We start from the raw sequence: 17,980 nt of genomic DNA on the forward strand, positions 1-17,980 counted from the left end.
AAAAGATGACAGAGGTGATGAAACATGAACGCTGATTTAAAATTTGATTTTCATACCCATCACGACCGATGCGGACATGCTCGCGGAACGATTCGAGATTATATAGAGGCGTCTATTGATAAAGGCCTTGATATTATTGGGATTTCGGATCATTCTCCTTATTTTGCAAGCAAAGAAGACCAGCCGTTTCCTCATATTGCGATGGGAAAAAGCGCATTCTCCGGATATGTAGCTGAGATTTTGAAACTAAAAGAAGAATATAAACAGAAAATTGAAGTGCTGTTAGGCGTGGAGTCTGATTTCTTTCCTGAGCATGCGGGAATATATCAAAGCCACTATGAAAAATATCCGTTTGACTACATAATCGGCTCTGTCCATCAAGTTGATGAAATCAGTATCTTTCATAAAACGCGCTGGGAAGGACTTTCTCAAAAAGAAAAACAGCGCACGAAAGAAACGTATTATCAATTGATCCAAGAGTCCGCCCGAAGCAGAATGTTTCAGATTCTTGGCCATATTGATGCCATGAAAGGATTCTATCCCTCCTTTTCTTCTATCGAGACAGCTGTCATTGATCAGACGCTAAAAGTGATTTCGGCACATGACATTGCTATAGAAGTGAATACATCAGGCAAAACCAAAGACTGCGGAGGCTGGTATCCTGCAGACGATATTTTAGAAAGAGCCCTGCACTACGGGGTACACATTACATTTGGTTCCGATGCTCATGACCCAGGGCGTATTGGCGACGACTTTGAATTAGTAAAAAAGCGTCTTAAAGAAATCGGTTTTACGGATTGGGTCTTTTTTAGACAGAAAAAAATGCAGATGACACCTTTATAAAACTTAAATAGAACTCCAATAAAAATATGCTTGAAGACACGGAGATGAAGGACATCTCGTGTTTTCAGGCATGTGTTTTTCACTGAGAAACTTTGACTTTTGTAGATGAAGATAAATCTTCTCCGTTTGTTTCAATTACTTGTTGTTTAGGCACCATTTTTTCATCGTCTTGAACTACCCTTGTATTCCCTGTACTACTAATTTCCTACATAAAATATCCACATTTCATTTCAACTGTGCTACATTTAACTAAAAATGCTTTCTTGATGAGGGATACAATTGTGAATTTAGATTTAACAGCTTATATAACGCTTATCTGCACGTCAGGTGTTCTTAATCTATACTTATGTTTTTACGTATTTATTAAGCGTCACCACTACGCTAACATTGCGCATTTATTTATTCTTCATACAGGTTTCACCACCATTTATTGTATGGGTGCGGCGTTTAGCTTACTATCCGTTAACCTCGGAGAAATGAAATTTTGGACCGTTATTCAATACGTGGGCATGCCTTTTTCGCCTCCTGCAGGACTGCTGTTTGTTATGCAGTATGTCGGCATAAAGGTAAGAAAAAAACATATTTTTACCCTTTTTATCATTCCATTTATTAGTTTGATTATGGTCGCAACAAATGACTGGCATCACCTTCATTACCGCGTGTTTGAAATTGATCCCGTTCTAGGTGCTCCTTACGTTCATCAAGAAATTGGGCCATGGTACACAATTCACGGCATGTTCATCTTTTCGTCTATGTTCGTTGCTTTTTTGCTCGCCGTTTATCGCTGGAAAGAAACAGCCAAAGCTTATCGCCTGCAGTTAATTTCATTAATGGTCGGTCAATTAGTCCCTATCGTCACCGCTTTTATCTATTTAATGGGCTTTACGCCGCAGGGAATTGATCCAGTTCCGATGGTTTTATGGGTCTCTTCATTTTTATATTTATGGTCCATTAACTCATCGCGTATGTTTACAGTTATGCCCGTTGCTAAAGACGCGATATTTAACAGCATCAATGACGGCGTTATCGTACTTGATGAAAGCTACAGATTAATTGAATTTAACCTAGCGTCTAAAAACATGTTTCCTCAGCTAAAAAAAGCGATGTTTGGAAAACGTTTTGCTGATGTTTGGGTGACGCTGTCCGGCCGTTCGTTTCCTTTTACATTAGAAAATGCAAAAAGCAGTCATGAACTGGAGCTTTTTTCTGAAGATCAATCTTCGTTTACGTATCAAGTTCGCACTTCTCCTTTGCAGTATGCTAACAACAGTCACGGCTTGCTGCTTATTTTTACAGATATCACGGAGCTAAAAAGACTTCAGCTAAAGCTTGAAAATCAAGCTTATTACGATGAGCTGACGCAAATTTATAATCGCAGGGCATTTTTTCAGCACAGCAAGCAAGCGTTCGATGAAGCAAAAAAGTCCGCATCTTCTTTTACACTTCTTTTACTTGATATTGATTATTTTAAAAAAGTAAACGACACGTATGGCCATTATACGGGCGATCAGGTGCTTGTACATGTCGTAAAAGCCTGCGAGTCCGTATTGCCGCAAGGAGCCCTTTTTGCTCGGTACGGCGGTGAAGAATTTGTACTCGCGCTAAAGGGCCATACTTTATCTGAAGGCGAAACGCTTGCTGAGCAAATTCGCCGTCACGTCGGGACTCAGCCCTTACTGATTAATGAAAAAACCATTTCTGTTACGCTAAGTCTTGGAGTAGCACAAGCGGAAAAACAAGAAAATGAAACGTTAGATGAGCTGTTGAATAAAGCAGATATCGCCCTGTACGCTGCCAAACAACATGGACGCAACCAAGTATGTGTATATAAAGAAATAAAAGAAATCTTAAAAAGAACCTAAACAGCACTGTTTCGGTTCTTTTTGCTTTTGACTAATATTCTTTCATTTATCAAGTAAAAGTGCTAAAAGACTTGATTTTGTTTATGGATTTGAAAACAGCTCATCCTATAAACTAGAGGTAGATCAAAAAAGGAGAGATAGAGATGAAGATTAAACATATTCGAAATGCCACTTTACTTGTTGAATACGGGGGAAAAACGTTTTTAATTGATCCCATGTTAGCGGAAAAAGGCACGTACCCTCCCTTTCCAAATTCGATCAGACAAGATCAAAACAATCCTTTAGTAAGCTTACCGTTATCCGTTGAAGAGATTATTGATGGTATTGATGCCGTCATTCTCACTCACCTTCATTTGGACCATTTTGACGATGCCGCTAAGCAGGCGTTGCCAAACGATATCAAAATGTTCGTTCAAAATGAAGAAGATGCCTCAGTAGTAAGAGCTGATGGTTTTAAAAATGTAGAAGTACTAACAAAGAACACGGTCTTTGAAGGCATCCAATTATCCAAAACAAAAGGTGAACACGGAAGAGGAGAAATTTTAAAGCGTACTGGTTTAGTATGCGGCGTTGTTTTTAAACACAAGAGCGAAAAAACGCTTTATGTAGCTGGAGATACGGTATGGTATTCCGCTGTTGAAGAAGAAATCAACACCCATCAACCGGATGTCATTGTCGTAAACGGCGGCGATAATCAGTTTTTAGAAGGCGGTTCTCTTGTGATGGGGAAAGAAGATATTTACGAAGTGCACAAAGCGGCTCCTCATGCTACGATTCTTTCTATCCATATGGAAGCTGTCAATCACTGGACGCTATCAAGAGAAGAGTTAAAAAGCTTTATCAACGAAAAAGATATGGCGTCCCGTGTCTTAGTTCCAGATGATGGCGAGGTTTATACTTTTTAAGAGAGAAGATGAGACAAAAGTATTTAAGTTGAAGAAAGGTCCGAAAGAGTTTGATTCTTGAGTGGGAATTAAATACGTTCGGATCTTTTCATTGATGTAGTTATGTCTCCCTCTCTCTTTTATAGCTCTTTAATTTATCAAGTAGTCGTAGTAGTAGCAACTGCTGAAGTGCTCGCAATAACCGCTAGCATAGCTGCTTGCTGAGCTTGAATAATCGTTTCGATCGTTGTATAGATGCCCGTTTCGATCACTCTAGAATCCTTCAGTTTTTCACTGATAACCAAATTAACCCCCAGCATAACATTGACGTCTTTCTGCCATTTAAAAAGTTTATCTGCATTTAACTGCTTCACTACTTCATGGATAAGTTCAATTTCAGTTTCTGGTTTTTCAAACAGTGCTAATAAGCCAATGACCGGATAATGCATCGCTTTTACTTTCATGCCTGCCGATTCACAGGCTTCTTTTACTGATACGCATCTTTCAATAAGAGTATCTGCATCTAAATTTTTATCGATTGAAAGAATATGACTTAAAAATTGAAGGTCATTTCCTTTTTTAAATCCATGCTGCGCCAATGTTGTATAGAAGTGTTCAATTTCATGCATGAGATCATCAGTAGACTCGCTCGTTTCAGCTAATAAAACGGCAAGAGGTACATCGCCGCTTGAAGTAAGGAAAAGATGCTTCTTTTTCATGCCTTGATAAATTTCTGCGGATCTTCGGACCATTTCTTTATGACTTCGGCTTGACTCATTCGACAGCATAGCCGAAGCCGCAATGTACGTAAAAGCGCCTCTCGTAAATCCGCCTTGTATCAACTGATCATATACGTCAAGAAACTCATGAAACGTTTCTTTTGGATTCTCATAGCGAGTATCAAGCATAGCTGCTATTGTAAAACGCTGTGATGATTTTAACGTAGAAAACATCCCTACTTGATTTTTAATATAGTCGCTTAACTCGAGATAATCCTGAAGCTCGAGCGATTTACCTTTCACTGCATACATAGAAGCGATAGCCATAAACTGCTTGTGATCTGCCACTTTCCATTTGAGCTCATTTTTTAAGCTGATATAAAAACCTCTATACTGATTTATTTTTTGTTGAATATTCTCTGGCACCATCTCAACACGTCCTTTATTAGGTGTTAGCTTATATACGTAACACTTCAATAAAAGTTTCAATATTTGGTAAATGTTCTGCGCATTTATTGCAAAAAAAAAGACCTCGGAATATTCCGAGGTCTTTTTTTTCAGTTCTATTTATTAACCTCTTCCCGCTTGGAAAGAAGGATATTTTGTCATACCGCCATCCGCAAATAATGTAATACCTGTTACATAGCTTGCTTGTGATGATGCTAAGAATGCTGCAACTGACGCGATTTCTTCCGGGTTACCGATGTAGCCCATTGGAATCATACTTTCTACGTCTGCACGCTGTTCTGGATCAGCGAATTTTTCAGCGTTAATTGGTGTATCAATTGCCCCAGGTCCAATGTTATTCACGCGGATTCCTTTTGGTGCATATTCAAGAGCCAATGTTTCCGTCATTAGCTTCATGCCGCCTTTACTTGCTGCATAGTGAACAAATAATGGCCAAGGAATCATTTCGTGAACGCTAGACATGTTAATAACGTTTCCTTTGATATCATTTTCAACAAAATATTTAATCGCTTCGCGGCTGCCTAAAAACGCGCCCGTTAAGTTTGTGTCGATTACTTGATTCCAGTTTTCTAATGATAATTCATGAGAAGGAACCGGGTTTTCAACACCAGCATTATTAATCATAACGTCTAATGTGCCAAATTCTTTAACAGCTGTCTCTACAAGGTTCACAACGTCTTCTTCTTTTGTTACGTCGCCTCGAACAATAATTGCTTGACCGCCAGCTTGTTCAATTTCTTTTTTTACTTCTAGCGCTTCGTCTTCGTTGCTGCGGTAGTTTACAACCACTTTTGACTGCTCTTGACCAAAACGAACGGCCATTGCGCGACCCAATCCTTTTGATCCGCCTGTTACAACTACTACTTTATCTTTTAAATCTGTATACATCTTGAAGTCCTCCTACTTTTCCTGTTTAATATGTCTTGTTATACTGTACTAATTACAAATACAGTTTAAGTTTTAAAAAGAGAATAAACATTTTTCTATCTCTTCTTTCTCAAACTGTCATTCATTTAAAAAGTAACAAATTCACTTTTGTTTCTTTTCGTTACTTATCGTAACCAAGAGAAATAAAGTAGTCAAACTTTTTGTTTGATCATTTTTATCATTTCTTTTTTCCTTACTCTCTTTGTAGTTGTTTGTTCCCTGGAGAATGAATCTTCACACTTCCAATTCACACCACTTCAAAAGTTTAAACTTTTTCCCTTGCAATTCTTAAATCAATGTATTATATTGTTGATATATCAATTATTGATATGTCAAACAATTGTCCACAATCAAAAATATAGAAATGACAATAAATAAGTTTAACGCCTAAAAAGAAAGGAATAATGACTATGACTACAAAAGACTTTAACGAAATTGCTTTAAAACGTCGTTCAATTAAAAAATATGATCCTTCAGTAAAAATTAGCCGTGAGGAAATGGAGGAAATTCTTACAGAAGCTATGCGCGCTCCTTCTTCTGTTAATATGCAGCCGTGGCGCTTTGTTGTAATTGAAACGCCGGAAGGAAAAGAAAAGCTAGCTGAACTTGCGAAATTTAACAGTGAACAAGTTCATACATCTTCAGCTGTTATTGCCGTGTTTGGTGATATGAATAACGTTGAATATGCAGATGAGATTTTCGGCAAGGCCGTAGAGCTTGGCTATATGCCGCAAGACATTAAAGAACAGCAGCTAAATTTCTTTAAGCCGATTTACGAAAACATGCCAAAAGCAGATATGAAAGACATCGTGCTGATCGATTCAGGTCTTGTGTCTATGCAGCTTATGCTTGTGGCTCGTGCTCACGGGTATGATACAAATCCAATCGGCGGATACGAAAAACACTTAATCGCAGAAGCATTCGGTCTAGATAAAGAACGTTATCTTCCAGTTATGCTTATCTCAATCGGAAAAGCAGCAAGCGAAGGCCATGCTTCTTACCGTCTACCGGTCAATACGGTTACGACTTGGAAATAAGCAGCTAGTTCTATTCAATAAGTAAAGAGCTAAAAATGTGAAGTAAAAGGAGACTTTCTGATGAATAACTATCAAGAACTTACAAAAAAACAGCTTTCATTCTTCAACAGCGGTAAAACAAAAGACGTTGCGTTTCGTATCGAAACGCTAAAAAAATTAAGAGAACTTGTTGTCCGACATGAAGACGACATTTTAAAAGCAGTAAAAGCTGATCTTAACAAACCAGAAATGGAAGCAAAACGTGCAGAAGTTGGTCTTGTACTAAGCGAAATCGACTTTGCAGTTGAGAATCTTGCAGAATGGGCAGCGCCAAAAGAAGTAGAAACACCATCTACTCACGCTGGAGCAAAAAGCTACATTTATCAAGATCCATACGGTTTAGCTCTAGTGATTGCACCTTGGAACTATCCGTTCCAACTTGCTGTATCACCAGTAGTAGGCGCGATTGCTGCAGGTAACTGCGTGGTGTTAAAGCCTTCTGAATTAACACCTCATACGTCAAGCCTTCTTGCTAAGATGTTTAATGAAAACTTTCCTGAAGAATACTTGACTGTAGTCGAAGGTGAAGTGGAAACAAGCACGGCTTTACTAAAAGAAAACTTTGATTACATCTTCTTTACAGGAAGTACAATGGTCGGCAAAATTGTAGCAGAAGCTGCAGCTAAACATTTAACGCCTGTTACGCTAGAACTAGGCGGAAAAAGTCCTACAATTGTACACGAAGATGCTAATATTGAAGAAGCAGCTAAACGTATTGCGCGCGGTAAATTTGCAAATGCTGGCCAAACGTGCGTAGCGCCAGACTACATTCTTGTTCAGCGAAATGTAAAAGACGAGCTGCTAGCTAACTTAAAACAAGTCGTAACAAACACGTACGGCGAAGATGTTTCACAAAATCTAGACTTCCCTCACGTAGTGAGCGAAAAGCATTTTGATCGTCTTAACAGCTTCTTAACAAACGGAGATATCGTTTTTGGAGGCAAAACGGACCGTTCTCGTCTGTTTATTGAACCAACTGTTCTTGACAACATCTCATGGGAAGACAATGTGATGCAAGATGAAATCTTTGGACCAATTCTTCCAGTCATCGTATACGATGAAATCTCAGAAGTAATCCAAGCAATCGTAAAACGTCCAAAACCATTGGCACTTTATCTTTTCTCTGAAGATGAAGCAGTCCAAGATCACATCTTAAACAGCGTGTCATTTGGCGGCGGTTCTATTAACGATACAATTAATCACATGACATCTCACTACCTTCCATTTGGCGGCGTTGGTGACAGCGGAATGGGTGCGTATCACGGAAAAGCAAGCTTTGATACATTTTCACATGCTAAAAGCATCTTAAAACGTTCAAATAAATAAAGAAAAAGCCGAAGTCAGCGTCTGACTTCGGCTTTTTTTATTCTTTCATTTGTTTGGCGATTTGTTCATACTGCTCTTCTTTTTTTGTGGAAACCGCTAAATCGCAAAGAATATGTAAAAAATATTTTTTATCTTGAACAAATAAATACTCTTCTTCAAAGCCTTTAGAAATGTATACGGCAAACTCCCAGATGTCGTCATAATAAGCTGGCCCAATGGCCTCAGCGAGATTTCCAAGCGTTTTGAGCAGCTCCATCGTAATGATAATATTCCGTCTCGCATAGTGCCGGATATTAGCAAATCCATCATATAAAAAGTCCTCAAACTTTTTGTCAGGGATCACCATTCGTATCACGCCTTTATCATCAACTAAGTAAGAAGAAAATTGACTCGCAGCACAAATTTCCCGAAGAATATCGCTAATTTGGTGAATGGAGTTAACCGCCGTTTTGAAGTCATCATTTCCTAGTGATTTAATTGCCATCTCGACAAACTTGGTAATAATATACGTCGTGTCTTGAATATCAGTCTGAGATTTCCCTACATGGATATATTGGTGAAAGACGGTGCAATCCATTTTATCGTGCTCTGTCGAATCTCTATGCCAATAATAAAACAATACGGTTCCGCTGAGCACATAATCCCCTACTTCACGCTCCATTTTTATCACTAAATTATGCTCTTTGGCACAGTGAATCAATTGACTGTAGTTCAACGTTTGAATATAGCCAGATGTTTGAATACATACCGGCTTTTTCTCTCCTTCTGGAAAGGAAAATTGTTCGCTATGACTAGACTGCGTTCGATGAATCTCCAGTTCCTCGCGAATCGTTGTCTTAATTGCTTTTATGGACGCTGTTTTCATCGATTGAGTCATATGATTTACTTGCAGCCACTTAACAGAATGATTAATGAAGTAGACAAACGTGCCCGCACTAAAAACAGAAAGGGCTGTCGTCACAAACGGAATCGCAAAATATCCGTCTACTTGAGAGCTGTTTAAAAAAAGAAAGACAAAAAGTGTATACAAAAAACTCCCTATAAAAATACCTAAAATTCGCTGAGTAGACTTAGAAGAAGCAAAGTTTTTTAACACGCGAGGAGAAAACTGAGCTGCAAATGATGTAAACACAACAAGCATTAAGTTAAAGGTAAATGTGGTAATCGATAAAATCCCGGGCATAATCGTACTCACTAACGTATTCGTTAAATCCATGTTGATTGAAAAAAATGAAGGAACCTTCTCTCCTACTTTGCAATAATAGTCAAGAAACAGCGTCAGTGCAGCTAAAAGAACTGAAAAGAAAGCATAAATTAAGGGACTAAACCAGATTTGACTAGTTAACTCATCTTTAAACGCGCGAGGAGAAAGCTGTTTCCTTGCCGCTATCCATCTAAATGTATTCATATAAAACCTTCCTTTTTATTTGTAAATCTCTAACTTTTTTCTTAGTTCCCTAATTTTTTTTGATTATGCTTATACAATGGAAAAAATCTATTTTTTAAGATATAGGCACACAAAGCAAAAAAGAGGTTGAGATACCCCTAATTATTTCATCTAAATGAGTACAAATAGAATACATGAGCTGAACCGCTCATGACGCGGCCGGTGAGCCTTTCCCCCCAGGAGTCTTCGTCTTGCCCTCCAATCAACTGCTAGAAGGAACTGAATGAAGATATGAAAGCTAGGATCACCATACAAACAAAAAATCCCAACGCGTTGGATTCTCAATCAAGAATCCATCACGTTCGGATTTTCTTTCAACTAACCTAATTTTATCTCAGCCTCTTTTAACTCTTACCTTTTTACCAGCCTCGGCTCGCTCCGCCGCCTCCGGAGCTGCCGCCTCCCCCTCCGCGAGGACCGCTTCCACTGCCGCCACCTCCGCCGCCTCTTCCTCCAAACATGACAAGGAAGTTTAGCAGAAATTGAGTGATGGCTCCTTTAAAAAAGACAAAGTCAAGGATAAGCAAGCCCACAATAACAGCTGCAATCAGCAGCGTTTGAAGGGGTGTGAAATGAACACCGCTATCAGAAGAAGCGGATGCTTTTGGCACTTTTTGTTCAAAATCTTTTCCTAAATCATACTCTTTTACGACTTGGTTATAAACAGCTTTATATGTAGCTTCTAGCGCCGTATCGTATTTGCCGTTTTTTAAGTTAGGAATAGCATAAGAGTCAATGATTTCTCCAGATTTGATATCGGTGATAGCTCCTTCTAACCCATACCCTACTTCGATTCGGATTTTTTGTTCTTTTTTAGCGAGCAAAATAAGAACGCCATTGTTCAGCTTTTTATCACCGAGTTTGTACTTTCGAAACGCTTCATTTGCGTACTCTTCTACATCCGAATCACCTAATGAATTCACCGTAAGAATCGCTACTTGAGCTTTCGTTTCATCATCTAACTTTCTGCCCATTTGATTGATATCCGCTTTTTCCTGGTCATTTAACAGATGAGCAAAATCTTGAACGTAAATATCGCCTACCGGATTTGGGATATCAGGTGCAGCAAAAGCAACGCTTACCGTATTACATAAAAGAGATAATAATAAAGCAAACGAAGCAAGAAATTTCATCACTTATCGCTCCCGAAATCAACTTTCGGCGCTTGTTTTTCTTCATTTGTTACTTCAAAATATGATTTTTCATCAAACCCAAACGTGCGCGCAAACATGTTTTTAGGAAATCCCTTAACGGATTTATTATATTTTGCAACTTCATCATTATAGTCTTTACGCGCTACAGCGAGTCGATTTTCCGTTCCTTCTAAGCTATCCATCAAGCTTCTGAAGTTTTCATTTGCTTTTAAATCCGGATACTTTTCAACCACTACAAGCAGGCGATTTAACGCGCCGCTTAATTGCTGATCTGCATCAGCTTTATCTTCAGGCGTTTTCGCTCCCGCTAGCTGCGCTCTTGCCTGAGTGACTGAATCAATTGCTTCCTGTTCATGCTTAGCGTAGCCTTTTACCGTTTCCACTAAGTTAGGAATTAAATCAGATCGTCTTTTTAGTTGGTTATCCACTTGGGAAAATTTATTATCTACATCTTCCTCTGCGCTAACGAGGCCATTGTAAGAGCTTATTCCGTAAATTACAATAAGCACTAACACAACAATCGTAGCGATCAAACCTTTGTTTCTCAATGTATTACCTCTTTTCTTCATAAAAATTATGTATCTATTTACTAGTACGAATCATACTCTAAAAAGATTCATTTTTTTCCAATTTTATTTATGATGACCACATGCTTTAACGATCACTCTCTCTATAAGTTGAAATACTTTTATACTACTCTCACCGCAAACTCCTCATTTCTCAAACACGTTTCTCTATCTAGTCTTTCTATAACCTAATACATGTAATCCTTATCCATTTTATCTTATTTCATACATCTAAAAAAGGAATGACTAAGAACCATTCCTTTTTCTACTTAAGACCAACCTTCAATCTTGTATGCGACTCTGTGAAATTCAGGAACCGTTACAAATTGATAGTCGTTCTTTATTAAATACTTAATGAGTTTTGGCAATGAAGCAACAATATGGTCCCGCGCTCCGCTGCCGTATCGATCTCCGTCGTGCATGACAATAAGATTCTTTTCTTGTAGATTTTTAATCGTATGTTTGCATATGGCCAGTGGATCTTCTTCACGCCAATCCTGGCTATCTATATTCCATAGAACAGACGTCATTCCCAATTCCTTAATGGCAGCAAGAGCTGTATCATTTATCAAACTGTAAGGTGGACGAAACAGCTTGGGAGAATAACCGATGATTTTCTCTATTTGAGCATTTGTAGAAGTGATTTCTTTCCACAATTCACGCTTAGAAAGAGTTGTAATATCAGGATGACTCCACGTATGATTTCCAATTACGTGCTTGTCTCTATGGATACGTTGGATCAGCTTTGAAAACCTTTCTACTTCCGAACCAACGACAAAAAAGGTCGCACGTACATTATATCTTTTTAGAATTTTTAAAATGGCAGCCGTGTAAGCTGAGGGGCCATCATCAAACGTTAACGCAACATACTTTGGTGAATTTTGATTCATGTTTTCTCCCCTTATATAAAATAGGTATAGAAATAAACCCCTCAATTTGTGGGTGTAAGCTGAGGGGCTTTTACGACGAGATAATTTTTAAGAGATGATATTATATCTTTTTCTTCATATAATAGTGCTATAGGTAATAGATTTGTTCAAAAGAACTCGCCAAGTACTCAAATCCACGAGGGCGCAGTGTTTCGAACTGCTGAATAATTTTTATTCTTTCCTCTGATCCTCCTGGGAGATCGTAAAGTTTCGTCACGGGCTGTCCACTATTTAAATATTCAATGATTCTATACAGCATGACGCGAAAAGCATGTTTAAATTCCTTATATTCATCAGGAAAACGCTGCTCCAGCGCTTTATATTCAACTAATGTTTTATGCATATGCATAAACGGAAGCTCTTTCCATTCGAGAGATAGAATAAGAACGTCTATATTCGGATGTTTTTTCACAAAACGATAGTGATTGCCCCATTGCTCTTTCACTTTTCGCTTCGATATCCCATGTTCCTGATGATAAGCAACTGTTGAAGGATCTAAAACAAATTGTGCACCATTTTTATACAATCGATATCCAAGCTCCCAGTCTTCTGCCCCGTAGCCAACAAACTTTTCATCAAAAAGACCAGATTTTTTTAAGTTCCCTTTTCTCACTGATACGTTTCCACTTAAAAATGCAATATAAGGTAGCGTAAATCCCTCAAGTCGCTCTCCGAAATGTTTTAGCCCGCTGTTAAGGAAATAGCGATTAGGAAATGATAAACGTTGAAAACGGTTTGTATCAATGTCTTCTTTTGTTACAAGAGGATAAGGAACGTTTGAATGCCACTTCGTCTGTTCATAGTTTTCATACGATCTTCTATACTCAGGATCCCCGCCGACCAGTTCTTTTAAGTGCGCCATTTGATCTTCATTATAGTCTGGCATAATAAACGTGTAGACTCCTTCATAATGCATAGCTCCGGTAACCACAAGATCGGATTCATGCACATGATGTTTATAGTGATTTTCAATAAAAGCAGGAGGAGCTAGCATCTCCCCATCTAAAAAGATTAAAAGATCTCCTTCAGCATGGTTAATTCCTATATTGCGCACAGATGAGCGCCCTTTATTTTGTTTCATACGGATATACTTAAATTTGAACGGGACATCAGCTTCTTTTAAAATGTTAGGTGTGTTGTCAGAAGAAGCGTCATCCACTAGAATGACTTCATACTGAGCGTGGGGAAACGTTTGTTTAGATAAACCGTAAAGCGAAAGAGAGGTTTGGTGGTATTTATTATAAGTAGGCATAATAATACTCACTTTAATAGGTTGTTTATGATTATTTTTTATACTCATACTATATAATGAATGGTCTGCTTTATTTATTTTATTTTTGGTCTCTTTTAAGGGATTTGGACTCTTTTTTTTCTTTTTAATATAGTATTTTCCATCGGAACGGTTGTAATAGGAATCATATAATTCTATTTTAATCATCCTTTCTTTGTTTTTCCTCTATATACTATTCAATAAATGACGGGGTGCTTGTACAATATATAAATTTTTTTAGAAAAGGCGTATATAATAGATTCACGAACTTTAGTAGATCATTCTATTGAATTAGAAACACATTCTTTTATCATAAATAAGTGTTCTACTTCTCAGCATAAAAAAGCTGCTTATAACTTCATGTGTTATAAGCAGCTCTCTTTTATAGCTGATTTCCATATACCCCATCAATATTCGCAACAGCCGTTTGATCAAATATATCTGCATCCATATTTGTATTTTTCATTCGCGCACAAGCAGCTGAAATGTCTCCATAGGTTGAGTTGATTCCAACAGATTTAACATCCGCTGTGTGTCCGTTGTGAAGAACTTCTCCAAAATTCATCGATCCGTTTCTTGCCATACCATTAATTCTCGTGTTACAGATGTTAATAACTCCTGCCATGACCATACCACCTTTTCTTAAAATGAATTCGTACATCGTATGTTGTGACAAGCCTATGTGTGAAAAGTTTTTATAAAACAAAAGGCAAGGTACAAACATTAGTGAATTTATTCATTTCACCCTGCTTCACCCAAAGTTTCCACATGTTTTTACGCTTTTTCTGTTACAATAAATGCATAAGTTATTTTTCATCCATATTGTTTGAAGGAGGATACGTAATATGGACGAACCAAAAGATATTCAACCTAAAGTAGAAAAAAGTTTCGAACTGATTGGCAAGAAGTGGACAGGATTAATCATCTATGTGCTTATGAGCGGTCCTAAACGCTTTAGTGAATTAAATGAAAGTATACCAGCTTTAAGCAGAAGGCTGTTGACAGAACGGATTAAAGAGCTTGAAGACCACGGAATCGTTGTCCGAAATGTCATTCCCGACCGCCCTATTCGTTCTGAATATTCGCTGACTCAAAAAGGAACAGAGTTAGGTAAAATACTAGGACCAATTAGCCAGTGGGCAGAAAGCTGGGTCCAAGATTAATAAAACTACTCCATAGAAAGGATGAGCATCATGGCAAATGTTCTCTATATTACTGCACACCCTTTAGCTGAAGACGAATCGCTTAGCATGGCTGTAGGGAAAGAATTTATTGATGTGTATAAGCAAACACATCCAGAAGATGATGTGGTTCATTTAGATTTATATCAAGCAGATATTCCATACTTAGATGCAGACGTATTTAACGGATGGAAAAAGCTTCGTTCTCACTCCTCCATCCAGGATTTATCAACGGATGAACGATTAAAAGTGGGAAGGTTAGCCGAACTAGGCGGACAGTTCGTACTTGCTGATAAATATATTTTTGTCACGCCAATGTGGAATTTTTCCGTTCCTGCGATCATGAAAACGTACATTGATGCGATTACCGTGTCAGGTAAAACCTTTACATATACAAAAGAAGGCGCTCAGGGATTGCTTAAAGGAAAAAAAGCACTTCACATTCAGTCCCGCGGAGACGTGTATTCAGAAGGTCCAGAAATGGCAAGAGAAATGGGCCACCGCTATTTAGAAATCATGATGGACTTCTTTGGTATTGAAGTGTTCGAAAACATCATTATTGAAGGGCAGGTAAAATTTCCGGATCAAATTCCGCAAATTAAAGAAAAAGCACTTCAAAAAGCGCATTCAATGGCCAAAACATTTTAAATGCAATAAGAATCAAAAAGACTTCGAAGCAGATCGAGGTCTTTTTCTTTACTCTCCCCTCCCTTATATTTCCCTTGAAATAATGATCACCTTCCTGCTCATTTTACGCTGAAAATAGGTTTAAAGAAAAGATGAAACGCTGTTAGCTTTTGTTACTATTAATAACGTATGAAACAAAAATACATAATCTTTCTTTTTCTTTTTTTAATTATCTACGTTCGAAAAAGATAGTTCCTCTAAATAAATAACGTTTAAATTTACCTTTCAAACTGAAAAAAATCCCTTACTCTTAAAGGATTCAGCCATAAAACCCAAAAGCGTAATACTCTTAAAAATGTTTGTGAACATGATAAAACCAAATAAAAAACCTTTGACTAAATTCGTTACTTAAGTTACTATTAATAACGTAGTAGATGTTTTCGAACACATTATCTTTAATTCATAAAACAACATTTATATATTGAAAACAGAAAGGTGAAAAGAATTATGGCAAAAGTATTATATATTACAGCAAACCCTAACGATGCTACGCAATCATTCAGTATGGCTGCGGGAGATGCATTTATTAATGAGTATAAAGAAGTAAACCCAACGGATGAGATTGTTCACGTTAACTTATATCAAGAGCATATCCCTCACATCGACGGCGATGTATTCAGCGGATGGGGCAAACTTGGAAGCGGCGCAGAATTTGATACACTTACTTCTGAAGAACAGCGCAAAGTTGCTCGCTTAAACGAGTTAAGTGACCAATTTGCTCAAGCAGACAAATATGTATTTGTTACACCAATGTGGAACTTTTCATTCCCTCCAGTGATGAAAGCATACTTAGATGCTGTAGCAGTAGCCGGAAAATCATTCAAATACACTGCAGAAGGTTCTGTAGGTCTATTAACAGATAAAAAAGCATTCCATATTCAAGCAAACGGCGGTATCTACTCTCGCGGCCCTGCTGGTGAACTAGAAATGGGTCACCGCTATATGCGCATTATGATGAACTTCTTCGGGGTTCCTTCTATCGGAAGCCTATTTGTAGAAGGACAGGCTGCAATGCCAGATAAAGCACAAGAAATTAAAGAAGACGGTATTGCTCGCGCTAAAGAAGCTGCACGTACGTTCTAATAGCAAATATAGGCACAAAAAAAGGAACATCTCCCCATGTTCCTTTTTTTGTGCTTACAATTATATCTTTGCTTCCCCGCGCAGCAGCGAATAAACATATGTATCAAACGGGATATTGTTTTGATATAGGTACTCTCTTAACGTCCCTTCTTTTTTAAATCCTACTTTGCTTAACAAAGCGATAGATCCGCTATTTTGCGTAAATACAATCGCTCCTATGCGATTGTATTGAAGTTTGTGGAAGCCATAAGAAATCGCTTCATGAACGGCTTCCGTTGCGTATCCTTTGTTCCAGTGCTCAGGAAAAAGAGCATAGCTTATATTTGCTTTTTTATGCTCTGAAGACCACTCTTGAAACCCTATTGTGCCAATCAGCTTTTCGTTTCCTTTTAGCTGAATCCCCCATTTAATCAACTGCTTTTCTTCGTAGCCTTTGGAAAAATTCTCAATGATCCCTTTCACTTGGTCAATCGATTCTAAAGATTTTTGCCCGTAATAGCGCAGCACGTCTTCATCAGAAAAGCATTCTAAAATCTCACCCGCATCATTTTCTACAATTTTTCTTAATATCAGCCGTTTTGTCTCTAATTCCGGAAACATTTTCTTCCCTCTTTTCTGTGCAGCTTATCAATCTACGGTAAACCATACTATTCTCCTCTCAACTAGCAATATCCTGCTAAAACCTCACCCGGGAGGGCCCATTTCCTATCCAAATAGTCGATTTACAGCAGAGATAGTGGTATTTTATATAGTGGGCATACGTTGCTTTTTATCAATACAGAGGCGGTGAACGCAGAAATGAACCAAGATAAAGAATTGCTGTCCACGATACACGCTCTTCAAAGAGAGCTGCAGCAAGAAAAAGAAAACCGTGCGTATATGCAAAAAGATATGGACGAACTAAGAAGCGCTTTATTACAATCAGAACAAGTAAAACAAAACTTAATCGATCAGCTAGAAAAGAAAGTTGATTTGATTTTAACGTTGATTCAAAAAGGAGACGCATAAAGGAATGGATTTTTTTAAAAACAGCAAAATACTATACACCATTGTAGCACTTGTGATTGCTCTCATCGCTGTATTTACCAACAATTCACCTATTTCCCTCATTCAGCAGCATGAAAATTCAAGCAGCACATCCAGCAGTACATCGGACACTACATCAAGCAACGAATGCTCTGCAGAGACTCAAAGCGACAGGTTATTTACCGGCAAAGAGCTTGTCTTACAAGAAGGAAATGATAAATACGGATATTGCCACATTGTCGCGCATATGCAAAAACCAGGAGCGGACAATTACCATGGTAAAAGCCAATTTAGCAAGTATTTAAATGAAAAACAAGCCATGTCTATTGCCGAAGAAGTCATTAACGAAGGTGAAGACGGCACCAATAATAAATCTGGCAATTACGTTAAAGAAAAATATATTAGTTCTTTAAACCAAGAAGTTAGAGTTGTGTATACCGACTACAGAGGCAAAGACTACGACTATAGTGTAACGACCATGTATCCAATAGGTCATTAACACTAATATATACAATGAAAAAAGCAGGCTCAC

The 17,980-nt window shown here is 38.0% G+C and carries 19 protein-coding genes; 10 read left to right on the plus strand and 9 right to left on the minus strand.

Features of this window, described 5'->3' with window-relative positions; genetic code table 11:
• The first annotated feature begins 24 nt into the window (after positions 1–24).
• The 3 genes from WKH56_RS23080 to WKH56_RS23090 all read left to right on the plus strand — a co-directional run bounded on the left by WKH56_RS23080 (position 25) and on the right by WKH56_RS23090 (position 3,610).
• Positions 25–843 (plus strand): histidinol-phosphatase, encoded by an 819-nt coding sequence (locus WKH56_RS23080; protein ID WP_063247432.1) that lies wholly within the window; start codon positions 25–27, stop codon positions 841–843.
• Between the two features lie 281 nt (positions 844–1,124).
• The gene (locus tag WKH56_RS23085; protein WP_243494912.1) at positions 1,125–2,705 is read left to right on the plus strand and encodes a sensor domain-containing diguanylate cyclase; all 1,581 of its coding nucleotides are present in this window, start codon (positions 1,125–1,127) and stop codon (positions 2,703–2,705) included.
• A gap of 143 nt (positions 2,706–2,848) precedes the next feature.
• The gene (locus WKH56_RS23090) at positions 2,849–3,610 is read left to right on the plus strand and encodes an MBL fold metallo-hydrolase (RefSeq protein ID WP_243494913.1); all 762 of its coding nucleotides are present in this window, start codon (positions 2,849–2,851) and stop codon (positions 3,608–3,610) included.
• A gap of 137 nt (positions 3,611–3,747) precedes the next feature.
• Here the strand turns inward: WKH56_RS23090 and WKH56_RS23095 are convergent, their stop codons facing one another.
• Both WKH56_RS23095 and gdh read right to left on the minus strand, forming a co-directional pair.
• Entirely contained in the window at positions 3,748–4,737 is a 990-nt protein-coding gene (locus WKH56_RS23095) for a DUF4003 family protein (RefSeq protein WP_243494914.1), read from the minus strand.
• 141 nt (positions 4,738–4,878) lie between these two features.
• On the minus strand, positions 4,879–5,664 hold the full coding sequence (gene gdh / locus WKH56_RS23100; protein WP_034650269.1) for a glucose 1-dehydrogenase: 786 nt from the start codon (positions 5,662–5,664) through the stop codon (positions 4,879–4,881).
• 449 nt (positions 5,665–6,113) lie between these two features.
• On the opposite strand from gdh, the gene WKH56_RS23105 reads away from it, so the two are divergent.
• Complete coding sequence (locus WKH56_RS23105; protein ID WP_080968611.1) at positions 6,114–6,740, plus strand: nitroreductase family protein; 627 nt, start codon at positions 6,114–6,116, stop codon at positions 6,738–6,740.
• 60 nt (positions 6,741–6,800) lie between these two features.
• The gene (locus WKH56_RS23110) at positions 6,801–8,105 is read left to right on the plus strand and encodes an aldehyde dehydrogenase (RefSeq protein WP_048019534.1); all 1,305 of its coding nucleotides are present in this window, start codon (positions 6,801–6,803) and stop codon (positions 8,103–8,105) included.
• A gap of 37 nt (positions 8,106–8,142) precedes the next feature.
• Here the strand turns inward: WKH56_RS23110 and WKH56_RS23115 are convergent, their stop codons facing one another.
• The 6 genes from WKH56_RS23115 to WKH56_RS23140 all read right to left on the minus strand — a co-directional run bounded on the left by WKH56_RS23115 (position 8,143) and on the right by WKH56_RS23140 (position 14,096).
• On the minus strand, positions 8,143–9,513 hold the full coding sequence (locus WKH56_RS23115) for a DUF2254 domain-containing protein (protein ID WP_243494915.1): 1,371 nt from the start codon (positions 9,511–9,513) through the stop codon (positions 8,143–8,145).
• A gap of 398 nt (positions 9,514–9,911) precedes the next feature.
• On the minus strand, positions 9,912–10,685 hold the full coding sequence (locus tag WKH56_RS23120) for a TPM domain-containing protein (RefSeq protein WP_310883970.1): 774 nt from the start codon (positions 10,683–10,685) through the stop codon (positions 9,912–9,914).
• Positions 10,685–11,254 carry a LemA family protein gene (locus WKH56_RS23125; protein ID WP_080754488.1) on the minus strand — a complete coding sequence of 190 codons (570 nt, stop codon included), beginning with the start codon at positions 11,252–11,254 and terminating at the stop codon, positions 10,685–10,687. Before WKH56_RS23125 ends, WKH56_RS23120 begins: the two co-directional genes overlap by 1 nt.
• A 287-nt stretch (positions 11,255–11,541) precedes the next feature.
• Positions 11,542–12,162, minus strand: a complete 621-nt coding sequence (locus WKH56_RS23130) for a polysaccharide deacetylase family protein (RefSeq protein WP_310883971.1) — start codon at positions 12,160–12,162, stop codon at positions 11,542–11,544.
• 127 nt (positions 12,163–12,289) lie between these two features.
• Positions 12,290–13,501, minus strand: coding sequence for a glycosyltransferase family 2 protein (locus tag WKH56_RS23135; RefSeq protein ID WP_342836795.1), 1,212 nt, complete (start codon positions 13,499–13,501; stop codon positions 12,290–12,292).
• A 352-nt stretch (positions 13,502–13,853) separates the two neighbouring features.
• Positions 13,854–14,096, minus strand: coding sequence for a spore germination protein (locus WKH56_RS23140; protein ID WP_013084095.1), 243 nt, complete (start codon positions 14,094–14,096; stop codon positions 13,854–13,856).
• A 220-nt stretch (positions 14,097–14,316) separates the two neighbouring features.
• Here WKH56_RS23140 and WKH56_RS23145 point away from each other — a divergent pair, with 220 nt between their 5' ends.
• From WKH56_RS23145 to WKH56_RS23155, 3 genes are all read left to right on the plus strand, one after another.
• On the plus strand, positions 14,317–14,634 hold the full coding sequence (locus WKH56_RS23145; RefSeq protein ID WP_013058076.1) for a winged helix-turn-helix transcriptional regulator: 318 nt from the start codon (positions 14,317–14,319) through the stop codon (positions 14,632–14,634).
• 30 nt (positions 14,635–14,664) lie between these two features.
• Positions 14,665–15,300 carry an FMN-dependent NADH-azoreductase gene (locus WKH56_RS23150; RefSeq protein ID WP_310883973.1) on the plus strand — a complete coding sequence of 212 codons (636 nt, stop codon included), beginning with the start codon at positions 14,665–14,667 and terminating at the stop codon, positions 15,298–15,300.
• Positions 15,301–15,786: 486 nt separating this feature from the next.
• The gene (locus WKH56_RS23155) at positions 15,787–16,422 is read left to right on the plus strand and encodes an FMN-dependent NADH-azoreductase (protein WP_048019528.1); all 636 of its coding nucleotides are present in this window, start codon (positions 15,787–15,789) and stop codon (positions 16,420–16,422) included.
• A gap of 60 nt (positions 16,423–16,482) precedes the next feature.
• Here the strand turns inward: WKH56_RS23155 and WKH56_RS23160 are convergent, their stop codons facing one another.
• Positions 16,483–17,022: a GNAT family N-acetyltransferase gene (locus WKH56_RS23160; RefSeq protein WP_048019527.1), complete on the minus strand. Its 540-nt coding sequence runs from the start codon at positions 17,020–17,022 to the stop codon at positions 16,483–16,485.
• A 186-nt stretch (positions 17,023–17,208) separates the two neighbouring features.
• Between WKH56_RS23160 and WKH56_RS23165 the strand changes: the two genes are divergently transcribed.
• Entirely contained in the window at positions 17,209–17,430 is a 222-nt protein-coding gene (locus WKH56_RS23165) for a hypothetical protein (RefSeq protein ID WP_342836798.1), read from the plus strand.
• Between the two features lie 52 nt (positions 17,431–17,482).
• Positions 17,483–17,947: a hypothetical protein gene (locus tag WKH56_RS23170; RefSeq protein ID WP_342836800.1), complete on the plus strand. Its 465-nt coding sequence runs from the start codon at positions 17,483–17,485 to the stop codon at positions 17,945–17,947.
• The last annotated feature ends 33 nt before the right edge of the window (positions 17,948–17,980 follow it).

The sequence above is a fragment of the Priestia sp. SB1 genome (genome assembly GCF_038898415.1).